14 protein-coding genes are annotated in these 16282 nt (G+C 72.1%); 13 read left to right on the top strand and 1 reads right to left on the bottom strand.

Annotated elements, in window-relative coordinates:
* Positions 1 to 14 precede the first annotated feature (14 nt).
* The 10 genes from QF037_RS32325 (at position 15) to QF037_RS32280 (ending at position 11981) form a co-directional block, all read left to right on the top strand.
* Positions 15 to 992 (top strand): DUF3068 domain-containing protein, encoded by a 978-nt coding sequence (locus tag QF037_RS32325; RefSeq protein ID WP_307031313.1) that lies wholly within the window; start codon positions 15 to 17, stop codon positions 990 to 992.
* A 199-nt stretch (positions 993 to 1191) separates the two neighbouring features.
* Entirely contained in the window at positions 1192 to 2394 is a 1203-nt protein-coding gene (locus QF037_RS32320; protein ID WP_307031310.1) for a glycosyltransferase family 4 protein, read from the top strand.
* A gap of 91 nt (positions 2395 to 2485) precedes the next feature.
* Complete coding sequence (locus QF037_RS32315; RefSeq protein ID WP_307031308.1) at positions 2486 to 3211, top strand: class I SAM-dependent methyltransferase; 726 nt, start codon at positions 2486 to 2488, stop codon at positions 3209 to 3211.
* Entirely contained in the window at positions 3208 to 7410 is a 4203-nt protein-coding gene (locus QF037_RS32310; protein ID WP_307037485.1) for an alpha-(1->3)-arabinofuranosyltransferase domain-containing protein, read from the top strand. The genes QF037_RS32315 and QF037_RS32310 overlap by 4 nt, the downstream gene beginning before the upstream one ends.
* Positions 7407 to 8753, top strand: a complete 1347-nt coding sequence (locus tag QF037_RS32305) for a condensation protein (protein ID WP_307031306.1) — start codon at positions 7407 to 7409, stop codon at positions 8751 to 8753. Before QF037_RS32310 ends, QF037_RS32305 begins: the two co-directional genes overlap by 4 nt.
* Positions 8750 to 9514 carry a class I SAM-dependent methyltransferase gene (locus QF037_RS32300; RefSeq protein ID WP_307031304.1) on the top strand — a complete coding sequence of 255 codons (765 nt, stop codon included), beginning with the start codon at positions 8750 to 8752 and terminating at the stop codon, positions 9512 to 9514. The genes QF037_RS32305 and QF037_RS32300 overlap by 4 nt, the downstream gene beginning before the upstream one ends.
* Before the next feature lie 23 nt (positions 9515 to 9537).
* Entirely contained in the window at positions 9538 to 10446 is a 909-nt protein-coding gene (locus tag QF037_RS32295; protein ID WP_307037482.1) for a hypothetical protein, read from the top strand.
* The gene (locus tag QF037_RS32290) at positions 10443 to 10652 is read left to right on the top strand and encodes a Trm112 family protein (RefSeq protein WP_171146433.1); all 210 of its coding nucleotides are present in this window, start codon (positions 10443 to 10445) and stop codon (positions 10650 to 10652) included. The genes QF037_RS32295 and QF037_RS32290 overlap by 4 nt, the downstream gene beginning before the upstream one ends.
* Entirely contained in the window at positions 10649 to 11437 is a 789-nt protein-coding gene (locus QF037_RS32285; RefSeq protein WP_307031300.1) for an FkbM family methyltransferase, read from the top strand. The genes QF037_RS32290 and QF037_RS32285 overlap by 4 nt, the downstream gene beginning before the upstream one ends.
* On the top strand, positions 11418 to 11981 hold the full coding sequence (locus tag QF037_RS32280) for a hypothetical protein (protein WP_373463844.1): 564 nt from the start codon (positions 11418 to 11420) through the stop codon (positions 11979 to 11981). Before QF037_RS32285 ends, QF037_RS32280 begins: the two co-directional genes overlap by 20 nt.
* 5 nt (positions 11982 to 11986) lie before the next feature.
* Here QF037_RS32280 and QF037_RS32275 read toward each other — a convergent pair whose 3' ends face one another.
* On the bottom strand, positions 11987 to 12880 hold the full coding sequence (locus tag QF037_RS32275; protein WP_307031296.1) for an ATP-grasp domain-containing protein: 894 nt from the start codon (positions 12878 to 12880) through the stop codon (positions 11987 to 11989).
* A gap of 247 nt (positions 12881 to 13127) precedes the next feature.
* Between QF037_RS32275 and QF037_RS32270 the strand changes: the two genes are divergently transcribed.
* The 3 genes from QF037_RS32270 (at position 13128) to QF037_RS32260 (ending at position 16262) form a co-directional block, all read left to right on the top strand.
* Positions 13128 to 14180: a MerR family transcriptional regulator gene (locus QF037_RS32270; protein WP_307031295.1), complete on the top strand. Its 1053-nt coding sequence runs from the start codon at positions 13128 to 13130 to the stop codon at positions 14178 to 14180.
* Positions 14181 to 14253: 73 nt separating this feature from the next.
* The gene (locus tag QF037_RS32265; protein WP_307031293.1) at positions 14254 to 15120 is read left to right on the top strand and encodes an AraC family transcriptional regulator; all 867 of its coding nucleotides are present in this window, start codon (positions 14254 to 14256) and stop codon (positions 15118 to 15120) included.
* A 53-nt stretch (positions 15121 to 15173) separates the two neighbouring features.
* Complete coding sequence (locus QF037_RS32260; RefSeq protein ID WP_307031290.1) at positions 15174 to 16262, top strand: S1 RNA-binding domain-containing protein; 1089 nt, start codon at positions 15174 to 15176, stop codon at positions 16260 to 16262.
* Positions 16263 to 16282 lie beyond the last annotated feature (20 nt).

The following is a 16282-nucleotide window of genomic DNA, read 5'->3' as shown; positions in this document are numbered from 1 at the left end:
CCAGGAGTGCCCGGATGCGCCGTACAGCCTCTCCTTTCTCTCTGATTCTGCTGGGACTCGGCACGTTTTTGCTGGTCCTGGCGCCCATGCTGGCGTGGTACGTGACCCCACGGGCCGCAGTGAACCCGATCGACATCGACCAGACCGCCGTCTACAAAGGCACCGGCAGCGTCTTCGACACCGACAAGGTCGAGACCGTGGACGGCCAGACGATCACCGTCACCCAGCGGGTGCGCGGCAACGTCGAGGACAGCGAGCGCAGCGGTGACGCGGTCTGGGACGTGACGACCACGGTCGACACCGACAAGACCCTGCCGGCGGCGGATCCGCACGACGCGCTGGACTTCGTACCGCACCGCTGGGTCATGGACCGCAGGACCACCAAGCCCGTCCACTGCTGCGGCGAGAAGCCGTACATCGAGGGCGAGGCCTATCTGAAGTTCCCCTTCGACGTGCAGAAACGCGCCTACCAGTGGTGGGACAACACCCTCGGCAACACCATCGTGCTGACCTACCGGGATACCAAGAAGGTCCAGGGGTACACGGGTTACCGGTTCACCGGCACGGTCGCCCCGACGAAGGTCGGCACCCGGATGGTGCCGGGCAGCCTCGTCGGCCGGCCGGACAGCCCGCAGGTGCTGGCCGAGGAGTGGTACTCCAACCACGGTTTCGAGCTGGTCGTCGACCAGCGCACCGGCCGCGTGATCTACGCGCAGACCGGCCCGAAGCGGACCCTGCGGGCGCCGGGCGCCAAGAAGGACGCGGTGGTGCTGCTGAACAGCGAGAAGATCGCCTTCACGACCGCGACGCAGAAGGACGCGGTGAAGAAGGCCGAGCAGGACAGCGGTCAGCTGAAGGCGATCGGCGAGACGGTGCCGATCGGTGCGGCTGTGCTGGGGTTCGTCCTGGTGGTGGCCGGTTCCGTTTTGGTGGTACGCGGGAGGCGGCATCCCGGTTCATCCGATACGCCCGATTCCCCGCTCACGATGTGACTGGACGTCAGCTCTAATAAGGCCGGAAATTGTCACCCAGGTGAGTAGCCACGGCGAACGGGTGGGCGAAAACTGTCCACCCCCACCCGAGCACAGTCCACCCACACGACCCTCGCAGCAAGCACTCAAACCCCCCACAGGAACGCAAAGCTCACCCCCACGCTCAAAGTTCCGCACCCTGAGACGAGTTGGAGCGCACATGCCCCAGCACGTGCCACCCACTCCCCCACTCTCGGCTTCGCTCGAGCGGGGGGACCCCCACCACGCCGCATCGCCCCGGGCGTCGCAGCACCCCTCGGCGCTCCCCCCACCCCCGCGCCGAATCGTTTTCCTTGCCCATCGTGATCTGGGCAACCCGGCCGCCGGGGGCTCCGAGCTCCTGGTCGACCGGCTCGCCGACGGCCTCACCGGCCTCGGCCACCAGGTCACCCTGCTGTGCGGCGGTCCCGCGTCGTACCGCGACTACCGGGTCGTCTCCGCGGGCGGCGAACTCGGTCACTTCCTCCGTGCCCGTTCGGCCTTCTCCCGCCAGGTCGGCGACTGCGATCTGCTGGTCGAGGTCTGCAACGGGATGCCGTACTTCGCGCCCGTCTGGCACCGCGGTCCCACGCTGTGCCTGGTCAACCATGTGCACACCGATCTGTGGAAGATGCGGTTCGGCGGGCCGATGGCCCCCGCCGCGCGCCTCGGCCGAAGACTCGAGCACTGGGCGCTGACCGGTGCGCAGCACCGGAGTCTGCTGGTGGCCGTGTCCCCCTCGACGGCCCACGCACTGCGCGGGATCGGCGTCGAACGGGACCGTATCCGTGTCGTGCACAACGGAGTGGAGGAGCCGGGCCCGCGCGCGGACCGCTCCCCCGAGCCGCTGTTCGTGGCGGTCGGCCGGCTCGTCGAGTACAAGCGCATCGACCTGCTGCTGCGGCTGTGGGAGCGGGTACGGCCCGTGACCGGCGGTCGGCTGCTGATCGTCGGCGACGGTCCCGAACGGGAGCGTCTCGAGCAACTCGCCGGTCCCGGCGTGGAGTTCACCGGCCATGTGTCCGAGGCGGAGAAGCACCGGCTGCTCTGTGCGGCGTGGCTGCTGCTGCATCCGTCGGCGGTCGAGGGCTGGGGGCTGGTCGTCACGGAGGCCGCGGCTCGTGAGACGCCGACGATCGCCTTCGACGTGCCCGGTCTGCGGGATTCCGTCGTGGACGGGGAGACGGGTGTGCTGGCGCACGGCGAGTCCTCGTTCGCGGCGGCGTGGTGCACGTTGGCCTTGTCGGGTCATCGCCGTGAACTGATGGGCAAGACGGCCCGAGATCATGCGGCGCGTTATCGCTGGGATCGGACGGTGAGACAGTTCCGTGCGGTCGCCGCCGAGGCGGTGAGGGGGGAGACCGGCCATGCGCCGTCGTGGTGATGCCGGTTCGCGGCTGCGGGTGCGTCGTGGCTTGTCGCGCACACGCGGCGGTAGCCGCACATCAGACACCGCCCCGCGCCCCTCAACCGGCATGAAGGACCCTTCGTTTCGGCGTTCCGTCACCCTTTTCCGAGCTTTCCTCCATGAGCAGGACGATCCCGAGCACTGCTACTCCCTCCTCGCCCGCGACTCCGTCGACCAGGTCGAGGCCTATGACGGGCCCGTCGCCGGGCGTACGGTCGTGGACGTCGGTGGGGGCAGCGGGTGTTTCACCGAGGAGTTCCGCAGACGGGGTGCGCACGCGTACCTCTTCGAACCCGACCTGCGGGAGCTCGGCCCCAAGCCGACCGACGGGGCCGTGATCGCCGACGGATACCTGCTGCCGCTGTACGACGGGGTCGCGGACGTCACCTTCTCCTCCAACGTCCTGGAGCATGTCGCCGATCCGCAGACCTTCGTCAGTGAGCTCGTACGGGTCACACGGCCCGGCGGGCTGATCTATCTGTCGTTCACCAACTGGCTGTCCCCGTGGGGCGGCCACGAGTGGGCGCCCTGGCACTACCTGGGTGCCGAGCGGGCGCGGGCCCGCTACCGGCGCCGTACCGGAAAGGCCGCCAAGCACACCCTCGGCGAGAACCTGTTCGCCGTGCACATCGGCCCGACCCTGCGGCAGGTGCGCGCCCGCGACGATGTGCGGGTGGTCTCGGCGCGCTCCCGCTACTGGCCGTTCCTCGCGGAGACCGTCGTCAAGGCGCCGGGTATCCGCGAGGTCGCCACCTGGAACCTCCTCCTCATCCTCCGGCGGTGTCCACGATGACGACGTCCACGGTCCAGGCCCCTCCCCCGGCGGCCGTACCCTCCACCGCGCGTATGTCGGGCCCGCCGGAGGGCCCGCGGTCGCGGAGCTGGCTGCTGGGGTTCTGGGCCGTGGTGTTCGTGCTGTTCCTTGCGGTGCACCCGGGGCGTCAGACCTTCGACACCAAGCTCGGGGTCACCGTCGACCCCGGCCGGTTCTTCTCCGACCTGGGCCAGCTGTGGCAGGACCAGGGCGGTTTCGGCGGGATCTCCGACCAGTACACCGGCTATCTGTGGCCGATGCTGCCGTTCTACTGGCTGGCCGACGCCGTACGGCTGCCGGTGTGGCTGGCCGAACGGCTGTGGATGTCGCTCATCGTGTCGGTCGCCTTCTGGGGCGCCCTGCGGCTGGCCGAGCGGCTGCGCATCGGCAGCGGCGCGTCACGGCTGCTCGCCGCCGTCGCCTACGCGCTGTGGCCGGTGTTCACCATCGTCATCGGGTCGACGTCGGCGGCCGCGCTGCCCGGCGCGGTCCTGCCGTGGGTGCTGCTGCCGCTGGTCGACGAGCGGTACAGCGCCCGGGTCGCCGCCCTGCGCTCGGCGGTGATCATCCCGTTCATGGGCGGGGTGAACGCGGCCTCGACCCTCGCGTCCCTCCTCCCGGTCGGGCTGTATCTGCTGTCCCGCCCGCCCGGGCCACGGCAGCGCAAGCTGATCGCCTGGTGGGTGCCGGGCCTGGTGCTGGCGACGGCCTGGTGGTGGATCCCGCTGCTGCTGCTCGGCTTCTACGGCGAGAACTTCCTTCCGTACGTGGAGAGTTCACAGACCACGACGGAGACCATGGCGGCGACCGAGGCACTGCGCGGCGCCGGGAACTGGGTCGCGTATCTGCACTTCGGCGAGGCCTGGCTGCCGGCCGGCTGGACCGTGGCGGCCTCGGTGGTCGTCATCGTCTGCTCGGCCCTCGCGGCCGGCCTCGGCCTCGCGGGGCTCGCCCGGCGGGACATGCCGGAGCGACGCTGGCTGACGCTCACCGTGATCGTGATCGCGCCGATCCTGCTCGCCGGGTACGGCGGCGCGTTCGGGGCGCCCTTCGACGGGGTGGTGCAGGACTGGCTGAACGGCGGGCTCGTCCCGTTCCGGAACATCTACAAGTTCCAGACGGGGCTAGCCCTGGCGCTGGTGCTGGGCCTCGCCCATCTGGTCGGGGTCGCGGGCGAGTCGCGGGGCGCCAGACCGGTGCGGGGGCGCCGGTTCGCGCCGCTGATCGCGGCGGTGCTGATCCTGCCCGGTCTGATGTGGCCGTACCTCAACGGCTCGATTCTCAACCCGGGTTCGTTCCAGGAGATCCCCAAGTACTGGAAGGCCACGGCCGCCTGGCTGAAGGACGCCTCGCCCGACTCCCGCGCCCTGGTCGTCCCGGCGACCGCGCACGGCATCTACACCTGGGGCTCGACCATCGACCAGCCGCTCGACGTGGTCGCCGAGTCCCGCTGGGCGCAGCGCGACTACGTCCCCTTCGGCACCGCCGGCAACCGGCGCGCGATGGACGCCGTCGAGCAGGCCCTGATGTCCGGCGGCGAAGTCCCGGGCCTGGCCGACTACTTGAGCCGCTCCGGCATCTACTACATCGTCGTCCGCAACGACCTGGACCCGGACCAGATCGGCTATGTGCCGACGACGACGGTCAAGCGGACCCTGGAGGAGTCCGGTTATCAACGCATGAAGGGGCTCGGCCCGATCATGACCGGCGGCCGGATCATCCAGGACGCCCCGCTCGCGATCGAGGGCCTGTATCCGAGGCAGCGGGCGGTGGAGATCTACGCTCCCGCCGAAGCCGTACCGCGTCCCGGGCACGCCGGGCTGCTGCCGGTCGCCGACACCGCCGTCGTCTCCGGCGGGCCCGAGTCCCTGCTGCCGCTCGCGACCGAGCTGCGCGGCCGGCCGACCGTGCTGACCGGCGACAACCACCCCGGCGTCGGGACCCCGCCGCTCCAGGTGGTCGGCGACGGACTGCGCCGCGCGGACACCCGGTTCGGCCTGGTCAACGCCAACACCTCGTACACGTACACCAGCGACGAACGCAACGCCCCCGAGGCGGCGGAGGACCCGGGCGAGAAACCGCACCAGATCCTGCCCGCGAAGGGCCTCGGCCATCAGACGGTGGCCCAACTGCGCGGCGCCCGCTCGGTGTCGGCGTCCTCGTACGGCAACTGGCTGTTCCACCTCCCGCAGTACGACCCGGTCAACGCCTTCGACGGGAACCCGGACACCGCCTGGGCGGAGGGTGCGCTGGGCTCGGCGGACGGACAGTGGCTGCGGATCTCGTTCTCGGACGACGCGTACGACATGCCGTCGTCGTTCAAGGTGACCCCGCTGCCGCAGGACAGTGTGCGGTCGGCGGCGACGAAGGTGCGGGTGGAGACCGAGAAGGGGTCCAGGACCACGGTCCTGCGCTCCGACGGCAGCACCCAGGCCGTCAAGTCGCCGCCCGGAGCGACGGGTTGGATGAAGCTGACGATCCTCGACGCGGTGGAACGCCGCACCGGACTGCTGGGCGCCGGCTTCTCCGAGATCGCTCTGCCGGACGTCCAGGTGACCCGGCTGCTGCGGCTGCCGACCGACGCCGAGGACACCAACGCCGGCGCCGAGCTGATCTCCCTGCACCGCACGGCCAACCCGACCGGCCTGTCCGCCACGGGTATGGAGGCGGGCCTGCACCGGCGCTTCTCGACGGCCACGGGAGGGACGTACGCGATCCGGGCGAGCGCCGTCCCGGTGCCGGGCGAGCAACTCGACCGGCTGCTCTACGAGATCGCGCCCGAAGGCCAGGACCAGCGCGTGATCGCCACCGCGGACTCCACGGCGGCCCTCGGCGTCGGGCTGTCCGCGCGCAACCTCACCGACGGCGATCTGACGACGGCGTGGATCGCGGGCGACCGGCCGACGATCCATCTGCGCTGGGACGGCAAACAGCCCGTCAGTGAACTGGTGCTGGCCCCCGCGGGCGGCCTGTCCACCCGTCCGACCGAGGTGAACATCAGCTCCCCGGACGGCGCGACCATCGCCGGCGTCGACGAGAACGGCTGGGTCCGCTTCCCGGCGATCACCACCGACCGTCTCGACATCACGATCACCCAGACGGCACCGCTGACCCTCTACAACCCGATGGTCGACGAGGATCTGCGCCTGCCGGTGGGCCTGACCGAGGCGTACATCCCCTCGCTGGAGACGCCCCAGGGCTCCGCCCGCACACCCCAGCCGGACAGCGACCGGAAGTTCTCGCTGCCGTGCGGCGAGGGACCGGTGGTGTCGGTGGACCGCGAGCTCTACCAGACCAGCGTGAAGGGGACGGTGGGAGACCTCACCCAGCGCCGCCCCCTCGAGGTGACTCTCTGTCAGGAGGGGCGCACGGATGCCGAGTTGGACCTCGCATCCGGTACGCACCAGGTCGAGGCGGGCGACGCCGGGCCCCTGACGCTGACCGACGTCACCCTGACCCGCGGGACGGTCGCCGAACCCACCGCCACCGGACGTGACCTCCGGATCCGGGACTGGCTGGGCGACCGCCGCGAGGTGAGCGTCGGCTCCGGTGCGGCCATGTATCTGACGACGTACGAGAACTACAACGACGGCTGGAAGGCCACGCTGGGCGGCAAGGAACTGTCGTCGGTGCGGCTCGACGGCTGGCAGCAGGCCTGGCGGATCCCGGCCGGGGCGGGCGGCGACGTCAAGCTGTCGTACGAACCGGCGACGACCTACGACGGCGCGCTGATCGGCAGCGGTGTGGCGCTGCTGGCCCTGGTGGGCCTGGTGCTGTGGCGCCGGCGCTCGCCCAACCCCGACGAGCCGCAGGTCCTTCCGCCGCCGCCGGGTCTCTGGCTGGGCACGGTCGCGCTCACCGTGGTGGGGGTACTGATCGCCGGGTGGTTCGCCCTGCTGGTGCCGGCGCTGGCGCTGCTGGCGCACCGGCGGCACGAGTGGCTCGTACCGATCGCGTTCGCGGCGCTGGCCGGGGCGGGCATCGCGGCCGCGACCGGGGCGGGCGAACCGGTCGCGGCGGAGCACGGGGCCTTCGGTCATACGGCCCAACTGCTGGCGCTGATCGGCTTGTTCGCGGCGGTGGTGAGCGTGCGGGACTCCGAGGCGGAGAGCACGCCACCCGGCTCGGAGGCGCCGACGCGACAGCTACCCAAAGCCGAAGGGGGCGAACCCGCATGACCACCGCACCCGCGCGCATCCCGTTCCCGGTGGTGGACGAGGTCTCCCGGCACTGCCTCCAGGAGGAGGAGCCGGAGACGGTCCACATCGAGGTCCATCTGCCCGGGCGTCTTGACCCGGCGGGGCTGCGGAAGGCGTTCCACGAAGCGCTGCTGCGGCATCCGCGGATCCTGATGAGGGAGGCGCGCGGGGCGTGGTACCGGCGCCGGTACGAGTGGGAGCTGACCGAGCGCCCGGACGTGGAGGTGGTCACCTTCCCCACTCCGGGGAAGGACGCGTTGCGGGACGCGCGGACCCGGGCGCTGACGACGGCGCCGCCGCTGACGGACTCGCCGCCGATCCGGCTGGAGGTGGTGGAGGGGGCGGGACGGGCGGAAGGAAGCGAGGCGACGGACGTCGTGGGATGGGGCAGGGCGGCGGACCGGCGGCCGGGTTCCCGGCTGAGCGACTCCACCGTCCTCTTCCTCACCATCAACCACACCGCCCTGGACGGCCCCGCCTGCCTCCGCGTCCTCGCCACCGCCGCCGAGCTCTACGGCGGCCGCGACAACAGCCCCGCCGCACCTCCGGTCCGCGCCGCCGAGATCCCCCAGGACCCCGCGGAGACCCCGTCAAACTGGTCTCCGCCCGCACGAGTGGCGCCCGGCACCCCCGAGCACTCCCCCGGCAACGGCATGCTCGTCACCGAACTCCCCCTGCCGCACCGCCCCAAGGGAGCCCCCTACACCGTGAACGACCAGCTCATGGTCGCCACGGCCCTCACCATCGCCCACTGGAACCGCGAACACGGCACCCCACCCCGCCCCTTACGCATCACCATGCCGGTGGACGACCGCCCCCGCGACACAAGCATGCCGATCGGCAACGGCACCCGGCTCGTCGAAGTCCCCTTCTCACCGCAGGAGTTGACGACCACCGACCTGCCCGGCCTGTTGGAGCGCACAGCGACCCGTACCCGCGCCCTCAAGTCCCTCCCGCGCCCCCAACTCGGCCGCGGCGCCACCCTGCTCACCGCCCCGGTCACCCCCGTCGCCTGGCGGGCCGCCCTGACCCGGAGCCTGCGCAGAGCGGCCGGGCCCTGGACGTCCACCACGCTCCTCAGCAACATCGGCCGCATCCCGTACCCGCTGGACTTCGGCGAGGAGGCGGGCCGGGCGCACGCCGTGTGGTTCTCGGCGCCCGCCCGGATGCCCCGCGGCCTCACGGTCACGACCGCCTCGACGGCCGGCCGTCTCCACCTCGCCCTGCGCTGGTCGCGCGCCCTGCTCAGCCATGGCGACGGCGCCCATCTGCGGGACCTGTTCGAGCACTATCTGCACACGACGGACATGGACCAGCGATGACGACCGCCCAGACCTCCCAGGCATCCCAGACCTCCCGGACCGCCCCCGCCAGGCCGCCCGAGCTGCGCGACTTCTACGAGGACCCCGCCGTCCCCGTCGCCTCCGGCACCCCGCGCAGCCTCCGCCAGGCCCGCATGCTGGCCGAGGCACTGACGGCGGAGCGCGCGCACACCATCCTCGACATCGGCTGCGGCGACGGCACCGCCGCCGCGGTCGCCGCCCCCCTGCTCCCGGGCCACCGCCTCGTCGGCGTCGACTGGTCCCAGGACGCCCTGCGCCGCGCCCGCACCCGGCTGCCGTACACGGTCCGCGGCGAACTCGGCGACGGCGGACTGCCGTTCGGCACCGAGTCCGTCGACGCCGTGCTGTTCAGCGAGGTCATCGAGCATCTCGTCGACCCGGATGCGGCGCTGGACGAGATCCGGCGGGTCCTGCGCCCGGGAGGCCATCTCATGCTGTCCACCCCGAACCTGGCCGCCTGGTACAACCGTGGCCTGCTGCTGGCCGGGGTGCAGCCGGTGTTCTCCGAGGTCAGTCTGCGTGCCATCCACGGCCGCCCGGGCCGGGAGGTGGTGGGGCATCTGCGGCTCTACACCGCCCGGGCGCTGCGGGAGTTCGTCGCCGCGGCCGGCTTCACGGTCGTACGACTGGAAGGGGCGCCCTTCCACGGCGTACCGCGGCCCATGCGGCCGCTCGACCGGCTGGCGTGCCGCAGACCCTCCCTCGCCTCGATCCTGCTGTTGCACGCGCGGAAGACCTAGGGGGCCTGGCCATGTGGTGGGGAGTGGCGGCGGCTCTGTTGGCGAACACCCTGTACAGCATCGGTTTCGTCCTGGAGAAACGAGCGCTCGGCTCCCTGCCCGAGGTGTCGATCCGGCAACCCGCCCGGCTGCTGCGACTGGTGCTCGGCAGCCCGCTGTGGATCGGCGGGTCGCTCGCGCTGTTCGCCGGGTTCGGCGCACAGCTGATCGTCTACCGCACCCTGCCGATCGCCGCCGCACAGGGCATCTTCGTCTCCGGTCTCGTGCTGCTGGTCCTGCTGTCGGCGCGGCTGCTGGGCGAGGAGACGACCGGGCGGGAGCGGTACGCCCTCGGCGCGATCCTCGCCGCGCTGCTCATGGTCGTCCTGTCGCTGGACGAGCGCGCGGACACCGTCAGCCAGGCCGCCCCGTACCCGCTGATCCTGCTGGTGTGCGTGCCGTCGCTGGCGGCGGGCGTGTGGCTGTACGGGTCCGCTGAGCGCCGCGCCCGCCACCGCCACCGGATGCCGACGACCGGTGTCGAGTACGGCGTGGCGGTGGGTCTGCTGTACGGCGTGAGCTCCCTCGCGATCAAAGGCGTGTCGAGCTATCTGACCTCGAGCGGCCTCGGAGGAGCGGTCATCGGCCTCCTCCGCTCCCCCTATCCGTATCTCCTCCTCTTCACCGGCGCGTTCGGGCTCGTCATGTCGCAGGCAGCCCTGCAACGCTGCCGGGCCTCACTGATCGTCCCCGTGTGCACGACGGTGACCTGTCTGTTCACGGCGGTGCTCGGCACCCTGTCGTTCGGCGAGGCGCTGCCGCACGACCCGCTGCGGCTCGCGCTGCGGCTGGCCGGCACCGCACTCGCCGTCTCCGTACTGCTGTCCATGCCCAGGCACGACCAGAGCGCCACCCAACCCCCCATCGGCGCCAAGGAGTTGACACCCCCATGAAACCCGACGACCCGCTGCTGCAGATACTGGCGTGCCCGCTCGACAAGGGGCCGCTGCACCTCGTCGTACCGGACGAGGTCCTCTACAACCCGCGCCTGCACCGCCGTTACCCCGTGGTGGACGGCATCCCGCAGCTGCTGCCGTCCTCCGGGGAACAGGTCTCGGACGACGAACACGAGGACCTGCTCAAGCGGATGAGCCCATGACCCTGGCCGCGCGAATCGCCCCGCTGCTGCCCACCCGGCTGGTCGCCGCCGTCGCCCGGGCCGTGTACCCGCGCTTCGAACCGGAGTTGGCGCGCCTCGGCGAGCTGTGCCCCGCGGGCTGCGGCACCGCCGTGGACGTCGGCGGCTGGTACGGCCCCTGGACACGCCGGCTGTCGAGACGGGCGCGCCGGGTGGTGACCGTGGAGCCGGTCCCCCACCTGGCCCGGCTTCTCGCGGCGACCGCCCCGCCGAACGTCCGGGTCGTCCAGGCCGCCGCGGCCGAACGCCCCGGCCAGGCCCGTCTGTGGCTGCCGGCGCGCGACGCGGGCGACCGGGGCGTGTCCTCCCTGGTCCGGCGCGACATCCACGCCCAGGCCCTCTCGGTCGGCTGCGTCACCCTCGACGAACTGGGCCTCAAGGACGTCGGTTTCGTCAAGGTCGACGTCGACGGCAGCGAGCTCGCGGTCCTCCGCGGCGCGACCGGCATCCTGACGCGCGACCGTCCGGCCCTCTTCATCGAGCTGGAGTCCCGTATCCAGCCGATCGCCCCGGTGGTGACGTATCTGTCCCTGCTCGGCTACGAGGGCTGGGTGCTGCCGGGCCGCGACTGGGTGCGGTTGAGCACCTTCCCGCTGGAGGCCCACCAGGCGGAGGCCTCCTACGTCGTCAGCCACGGCCTGCTCCGCCGCGTCCTGCCCCTGCGGGGTCCCCGGTACGTCAATTCGGTGCTCTTCCTGCCCGACGCCCGCCGCCCGGTGGGCCACGATGGATCACATGTCCCTTGATTTCCAGCTGGTGCTGCTCCGTCGCATGGCCGACCACAACCCGGACCTCGTCGAGGACGCCCGCCGCGAGCTGGGCGCCTCCCTGGCCGACATGCGCGAGGCGAACAAACGCTGGCAGGCGATGATCCGCTCCCCCCGCGCACGCGGCGCAGCGTCCCGCTACCGCTCGGTGCTGGGAACCCCGGAGACGGTCCTCACCCGCAAGGTCGGCGACCTGGACTGCGAGGCCTGGCTGTGGCCCCTGCCCCTCTGGCCGGACCTGCGCTTCGAGGTACTGCTGGCACCGAACGGCGCGGTGTGGAACGAGTGGCTGGTCCGGGCGCCGGGAGCTTCCGCACCGGAGCTACGGGCCCTGGAAGACCTCACCCCTTGGTCCTGCACGGTCGACGAGGCGGCACGGGCCTTCGCCCCGGCCCGCCCCCTGGAGGGCACGGCTCCGACCCGCTGGGGTCTGGCATTCACGGCCCCGGACCGGGAGGGCATACGGCGTGAGTGCGCGGCGGAGTTCACCTGGGGCCTGCTGCAACGGCTGGCGGTGCGCTGACCCTTTCAGGGGTGAGCGGTGGCGCCCGGCTCCTGGGCCGCCTTCAGGATCGCCGCCACGACGAGCGGCAGGGACCGTGGATGCAGGTCGAGGAAGAGATTCGGTTCGACGAGCTCCAGCTCCATCACCCACGGCCGGGCGTCGTCCCCGTCGACGAGGTCCACGCGCGCGTACAGCAGCTCCGGAGCATCCGGTGCGGCGGCCAGAGCGCGCTCGGCGACGGCGAGTTCGGCCGGGGTCGCCGTCCACGGCTCCAGGCCCGGGTGGGCGACCTTGGCCGCGTCGAAGGCCGTACCGGGCGCGAGGACCGCCCGCTTGCGGCTGGCGTGCAGGAACCGGCCCCCGAAGAACAGCAGCGCCCGCTCACCGCCGGCGTCGATGCCCTTCATGTACGGCTGCACCATCGCGGTGAGCCCCTCCTCGTGCATCCGCGCGAGCTGCCGTACGGCGGTCCCGTGCTGCTCCGGCGTGTACCGCGCGGCATAGCGGGCGCCCGCTCCGGAGGCCGGCTTGACGACGTACTCCCGGTCGTCCGGGAGGTCGACGGCGTCACCGGGCGCGAGATACCGCGTGGGCACGGTGGGCACCCCCGCCGCCGCCAGCTCCCCCAGATACCGCTTGTCGGTGTTCCACCGCACGACCTCGGCCGGATTCGCGAGCCGGGTGGCCTCGGCGCACCGCTCGGCCCACGCCACGAACTCCGCCACCCGCCAGCTGTAGTCCCAGGTGGACCGGATGAGGGCGAGGTCGTAGCCGCCCCAGTCGACCTCGGCGTCGTCCCAGAACACGGCGTCCGCCTCGGCCCCGGCCACCCGCAGGGCGTCCAGGAGCACCGGCAGATCGCGGTCGTGGCTGGGCTCCGGCCGGGGGTCGTAGGTGACGAGGGCGACTCGGGGCACGACGGGGGTCCCTTCTCGTACGACGGGTACATCGGCAGACTAAGCGGCCTTGGCGAAGTCGAGTGCGGCACCGCGCCCCGTAAGGGGCGCGGGGAACTGCGCGAACAGCCCCCACCGCCCGCGGTTTCCGTACTGCCCTTCCAGCGGAGCGCTCAGGCACGGCCTCCGCAACCGCGCCAACCCGTTTGACCTTCCCCCTCGGTGAAGCCCCAGCATCGGAGGCAGGACCCGGACGGGGAGGACGTACATGCTGACGATCGGTGCCTTCGCGAAGGCGTGCCGGCTGTCGCCCAAGGCCCTGCGGCTCTACGACGAGCTGGACCTGCTGCGTCCCGCGAAGGTCGACCCGGACACCGGATACCGGTACTACGCGGTCGAGCAGCTGGAACGGGCACGGCTGGTGGCGTGGCTGCGGCGGATCGGGATGCCGCTGGCCCGGATCCGCGAGGTGTGCGCCCTCGATGCCGCGGCGGCGGCCCGGGAGGTCCGTGCCTACTGGGCACGGGTCGAGGCGGAGACCGCGCAGCGGCGTGACCTGGCCGGGTTCCTGGTCGACCACCTGACGTCCGTCGCGCGAAGGGACCCGCCCGTGCTGGAACTCCGCTACGCCGCCCGCTCGGACCCCGGCCGGGTCCGCCCCGCCAACCAGGACACGGCCTACGCGGGCACCCGGCTGCTCGCGGTCGCCGACGGCTACGGCCCCGCGGGCCTGCCGGCGAGCAGCGCGGCCGTGGAGGCACTGAAGTGCCTGGACGCCGAGGACGTGTCGGCGGGCGACGTGCTCAATCTGCTCGAGGAGGCGGTGCGGGGCGCGACGGAGGCCGTCGCGGAGGCGGCCGAGTCGGGCACGACCCTGACGGCGCTGCTGTGGACGGGCTCCCGGCTGGCCCTGGTGCACATCGGCGACTCCCGCGCCTATCTGCTCCGCGAGGGCGGTCTGTTCCGCATCACCCACGACCACACGCTCGTCCAGTCGCTGATCGACGAGGGCCGTCTGACACCGGAGGAGGCGAGGTCCCACCCACAACGCGCCCTGCTCCTCAAAGCCCTCGGCACCACGGCCCCCGACCTCCGCCTCCACGAGGCCCGCCCCGGCGACCGCTACCTCCTGTGCTCCGACGGCCTGTCCTCGGTCGTGCCGGAGGACGACATCCGCCGCACGCTCGCCTCGGCCGCCGCCCCGGACGCGGCCGTCCACACCCTGATCGCCGCGGCGAACACCGCGGGCGGCCCGGACAACGTCAGCTGCGCGGTCGCGGACCTGGTGACGGCGGACGGCCACCCGCCGCACCCGACCTGATCGGGCACAGGATGTCGGGTCGGGCAGGGTGGGTCCTTCCTAACGTGGGTGATCACAAGGGAAGGAGGCCGGGGTGCTGGAGCGGCTCAACCAGGCCATGGAGTACATCGAGGACCGCCTCGATCAGCGGATCGAGGCGGCCGACGTGGCACGGACCGCGCTGACCTCGGAGTACCACCTGCGGCGGCTGTTCTCCGCGCTGGCGGGGATGCCGCTGTCGGAGTACATCCGGCGCAGACGGCTCACGATCGCCGGCGCCGAGGTGCTGGCCGGGGACCGGACGCTGCTGGAGATCGCGGTGCGCTACGGCTACACCTCGGGAGAGGCGTTCGCGCGCGCGTTCCGCGCCATGCACGGCGTCGGTCCCGGCGAGGCCAGGCGGACCGGCGCGGCTCTGGAGTCCCAGCCACGGCTGTCCTTCCGTCTCACCGTCGAAGGGAACAGCAGCATGCGATACCGGATCGTGGAGAAGGACGAGTTCAGGGTGGTCGGCAGGAAGGTACGCGTCCCCCTCGTGCACGAGGGGATGAACCCGGCCATCGCCGACTTCATCCGCGGCCTCGGCCAGGAGACACTGCGGCGCATCGAGGAGCTGTCCGACCAGGAACCGCAGGGAATTCTGGGCGTGAGCGACAACCTGGACCCGAGCCGGGCGGAGGGCACCGAACTCGACTACTACCACGGGGTGGTGAGCGGGGCGCCCGTGCCCGACGACATGGAGGCGCTCACCGTACCGGCCGGGACCTGGGCCGTCTTCGAGAACTCAGGGCCCTTCCCGCAGGCGCTCCAGTACCTGTGGCGGGACGTGTTCACCCAGTGGTTCCCGTCCAACCCGTACCGCAGCCGCCCGGGCCCCGAGCTGCTGCGGACCCGCCTGACACCGGACGCGGCACAGGCGGACGCGGAGCTGTGGATCCCGGTGGAGCGGGACCCCGCCTGAGCACCGCGGGAAAGCGGGGGCACCGGGTGGGAGCGCCCCGGCACAATCACCGCATGTCGATCTCCGGAACGGACGCCTACGCCACGGAAACCCACCTCCCCCCACTGGTCGAGCGCGCCCTCGCCGCCGCCCGCGCCCTTGCCTTCCCGCACTCCGTCCGCCCCGAGCAGGGCCGTCTGCTGCACGCCCTGGCAGGGGGCGCGGCGGGTGCCGTCGGGGAGACGGGCGCGGGCTGCGGGGTGGGCCTGGCGTGGCTGGCCTCGGGGGCCCGGGAGGGCGTACGGATCGTCGGCGTGGAGCGGGACCCGGAGCGCGCCCGCGTCTGCGCCGAGGTCTTCGCCGACCGGCCCGAGGTGGAGATCCTCCACGGGGACTGGCGGCGGATCGGTGAGCGGGGTCCGTACGACCTCCTCGTCCTGGACGGCGGCGGCACCGGCAAGTCCGCGGACGACGACCCCGCCGACCCGGCCCGGCTGCTCACTCCGGACGGCACGGTCGTGATCGACGACTTCACCCCGGCGACCGACGATCCACCGCTGCACGACGGGAAGGTGGACCGGCCCCGGCTGTTCTGGCTGCGCCACCCCGCCCTGAACACCCTCGAACTCCCCCTGGCACCCGACCTGGCCACCCTCGTCGGGACCCGGCGCCGGCTCGCCGGGACGGAGACGACCTGGCGGGGGTTCGCGTACGGGCAGATCGTGCGGGGCGTCGTCACCCGCATCGAGCGCTTCGGCGTGTTCGTGGACCTCGACGGCAGCGAGGGCTTCATCACCGCCCCCGAGCTCACCCGGCGCCCCTTCGACTCCTACGACGAGGTCGTCCACGTCGGCCAGGAGGTGACCGCGGAGATCCTCGCCTTCGAGCTGTTCCGGCCGCAGGTCAGGATCTCTACGGCGGCCCTGGAACCGGACCCGTTCGGGGAGTTCGCCCGGAGCGCGTTCGGGCGGCGCCTGTCCGGGACCGTCACCAAGGTCGTGCCGTTCGGCGTGTTCGTACGGGTCGCCGAGGGGATCGAGGGCCTGGTTCACCGCGACGAGCTGACCGACCGCGCCGCCGTCGAGACCGGCGCGAAACTGACCGTCGAGGTCACCGACATCAACCTCGTGCGGCGTCGGATCCGCCTGCGCTTCGCACCCTGACCGCTAGCGGTCGTCCTCCT

It is taken from the genome of Streptomyces canus (assembly GCF_030815415.1).
Lineage (GTDB): Bacteria > Actinomycetota > Actinomycetes > Streptomycetales > Streptomycetaceae > Streptomyces > Streptomyces canus_F.
The sequence above is the reverse complement of the archived record's forward strand: the minus strand, read 5'-3'. Positions and strand labels throughout refer to the sequence as shown.

What these genes read in the sequence shown, in the direction of transcription:
- QF037_RS32325 (WP_307031313.1), top strand. Translation starts at nt 15, where the DNA reads ATGCGCCGTACAGCCTCTCCTTTCTCTCTGATTCTGCTGGGACTCGGC.
- QF037_RS32320 (WP_307031310.1), top strand. Translation starts at nt 1,192, where the DNA reads ATGCCCCAGCACGTGCCACCCACTCCCCCACTCTCGGCTTCGCTCGAG.
- QF037_RS32315 (WP_307031308.1), top strand. Translation starts at nt 2,486, where the DNA reads ATGAAGGACCCTTCGTTTCGGCGTTCCGTCACCCTTTTCCGAGCTTTC.
- QF037_RS32310 (WP_307037485.1), top strand. Translation starts at nt 3,208, where the DNA reads ATGACGACGTCCACGGTCCAGGCCCCTCCCCCGGCGGCCGTACCCTCC.
- QF037_RS32305 (WP_307031306.1), top strand. Translation starts at nt 7,407, where the DNA reads ATGACCACCGCACCCGCGCGCATCCCGTTCCCGGTGGTGGACGAGGTC.
- QF037_RS32300 (WP_307031304.1), top strand. Translation starts at nt 8,750, where the DNA reads ATGACGACCGCCCAGACCTCCCAGGCATCCCAGACCTCCCGGACCGCC.
- QF037_RS32290 (WP_171146433.1), top strand. Translation starts at nt 10,443, where the DNA reads ATGAAACCCGACGACCCGCTGCTGCAGATACTGGCGTGCCCGCTCGAC.
- QF037_RS32285 (WP_307031300.1), top strand. Translation starts at nt 10,649, where the DNA reads ATGACCCTGGCCGCGCGAATCGCCCCGCTGCTGCCCACCCGGCTGGTC.
- QF037_RS32280 (WP_373463844.1), top strand. Translation starts at nt 11,418, where the DNA reads ATGGATCACATGTCCCTTGATTTCCAGCTGGTGCTGCTCCGTCGCATG.
- QF037_RS32270 (WP_307031295.1), top strand. Translation starts at nt 13,128, where the DNA reads ATGCTGACGATCGGTGCCTTCGCGAAGGCGTGCCGGCTGTCGCCCAAG.
- QF037_RS32260 (WP_307031290.1), top strand. Translation starts at nt 15,174, where the DNA reads ATGTCGATCTCCGGAACGGACGCCTACGCCACGGAAACCCACCTCCCC.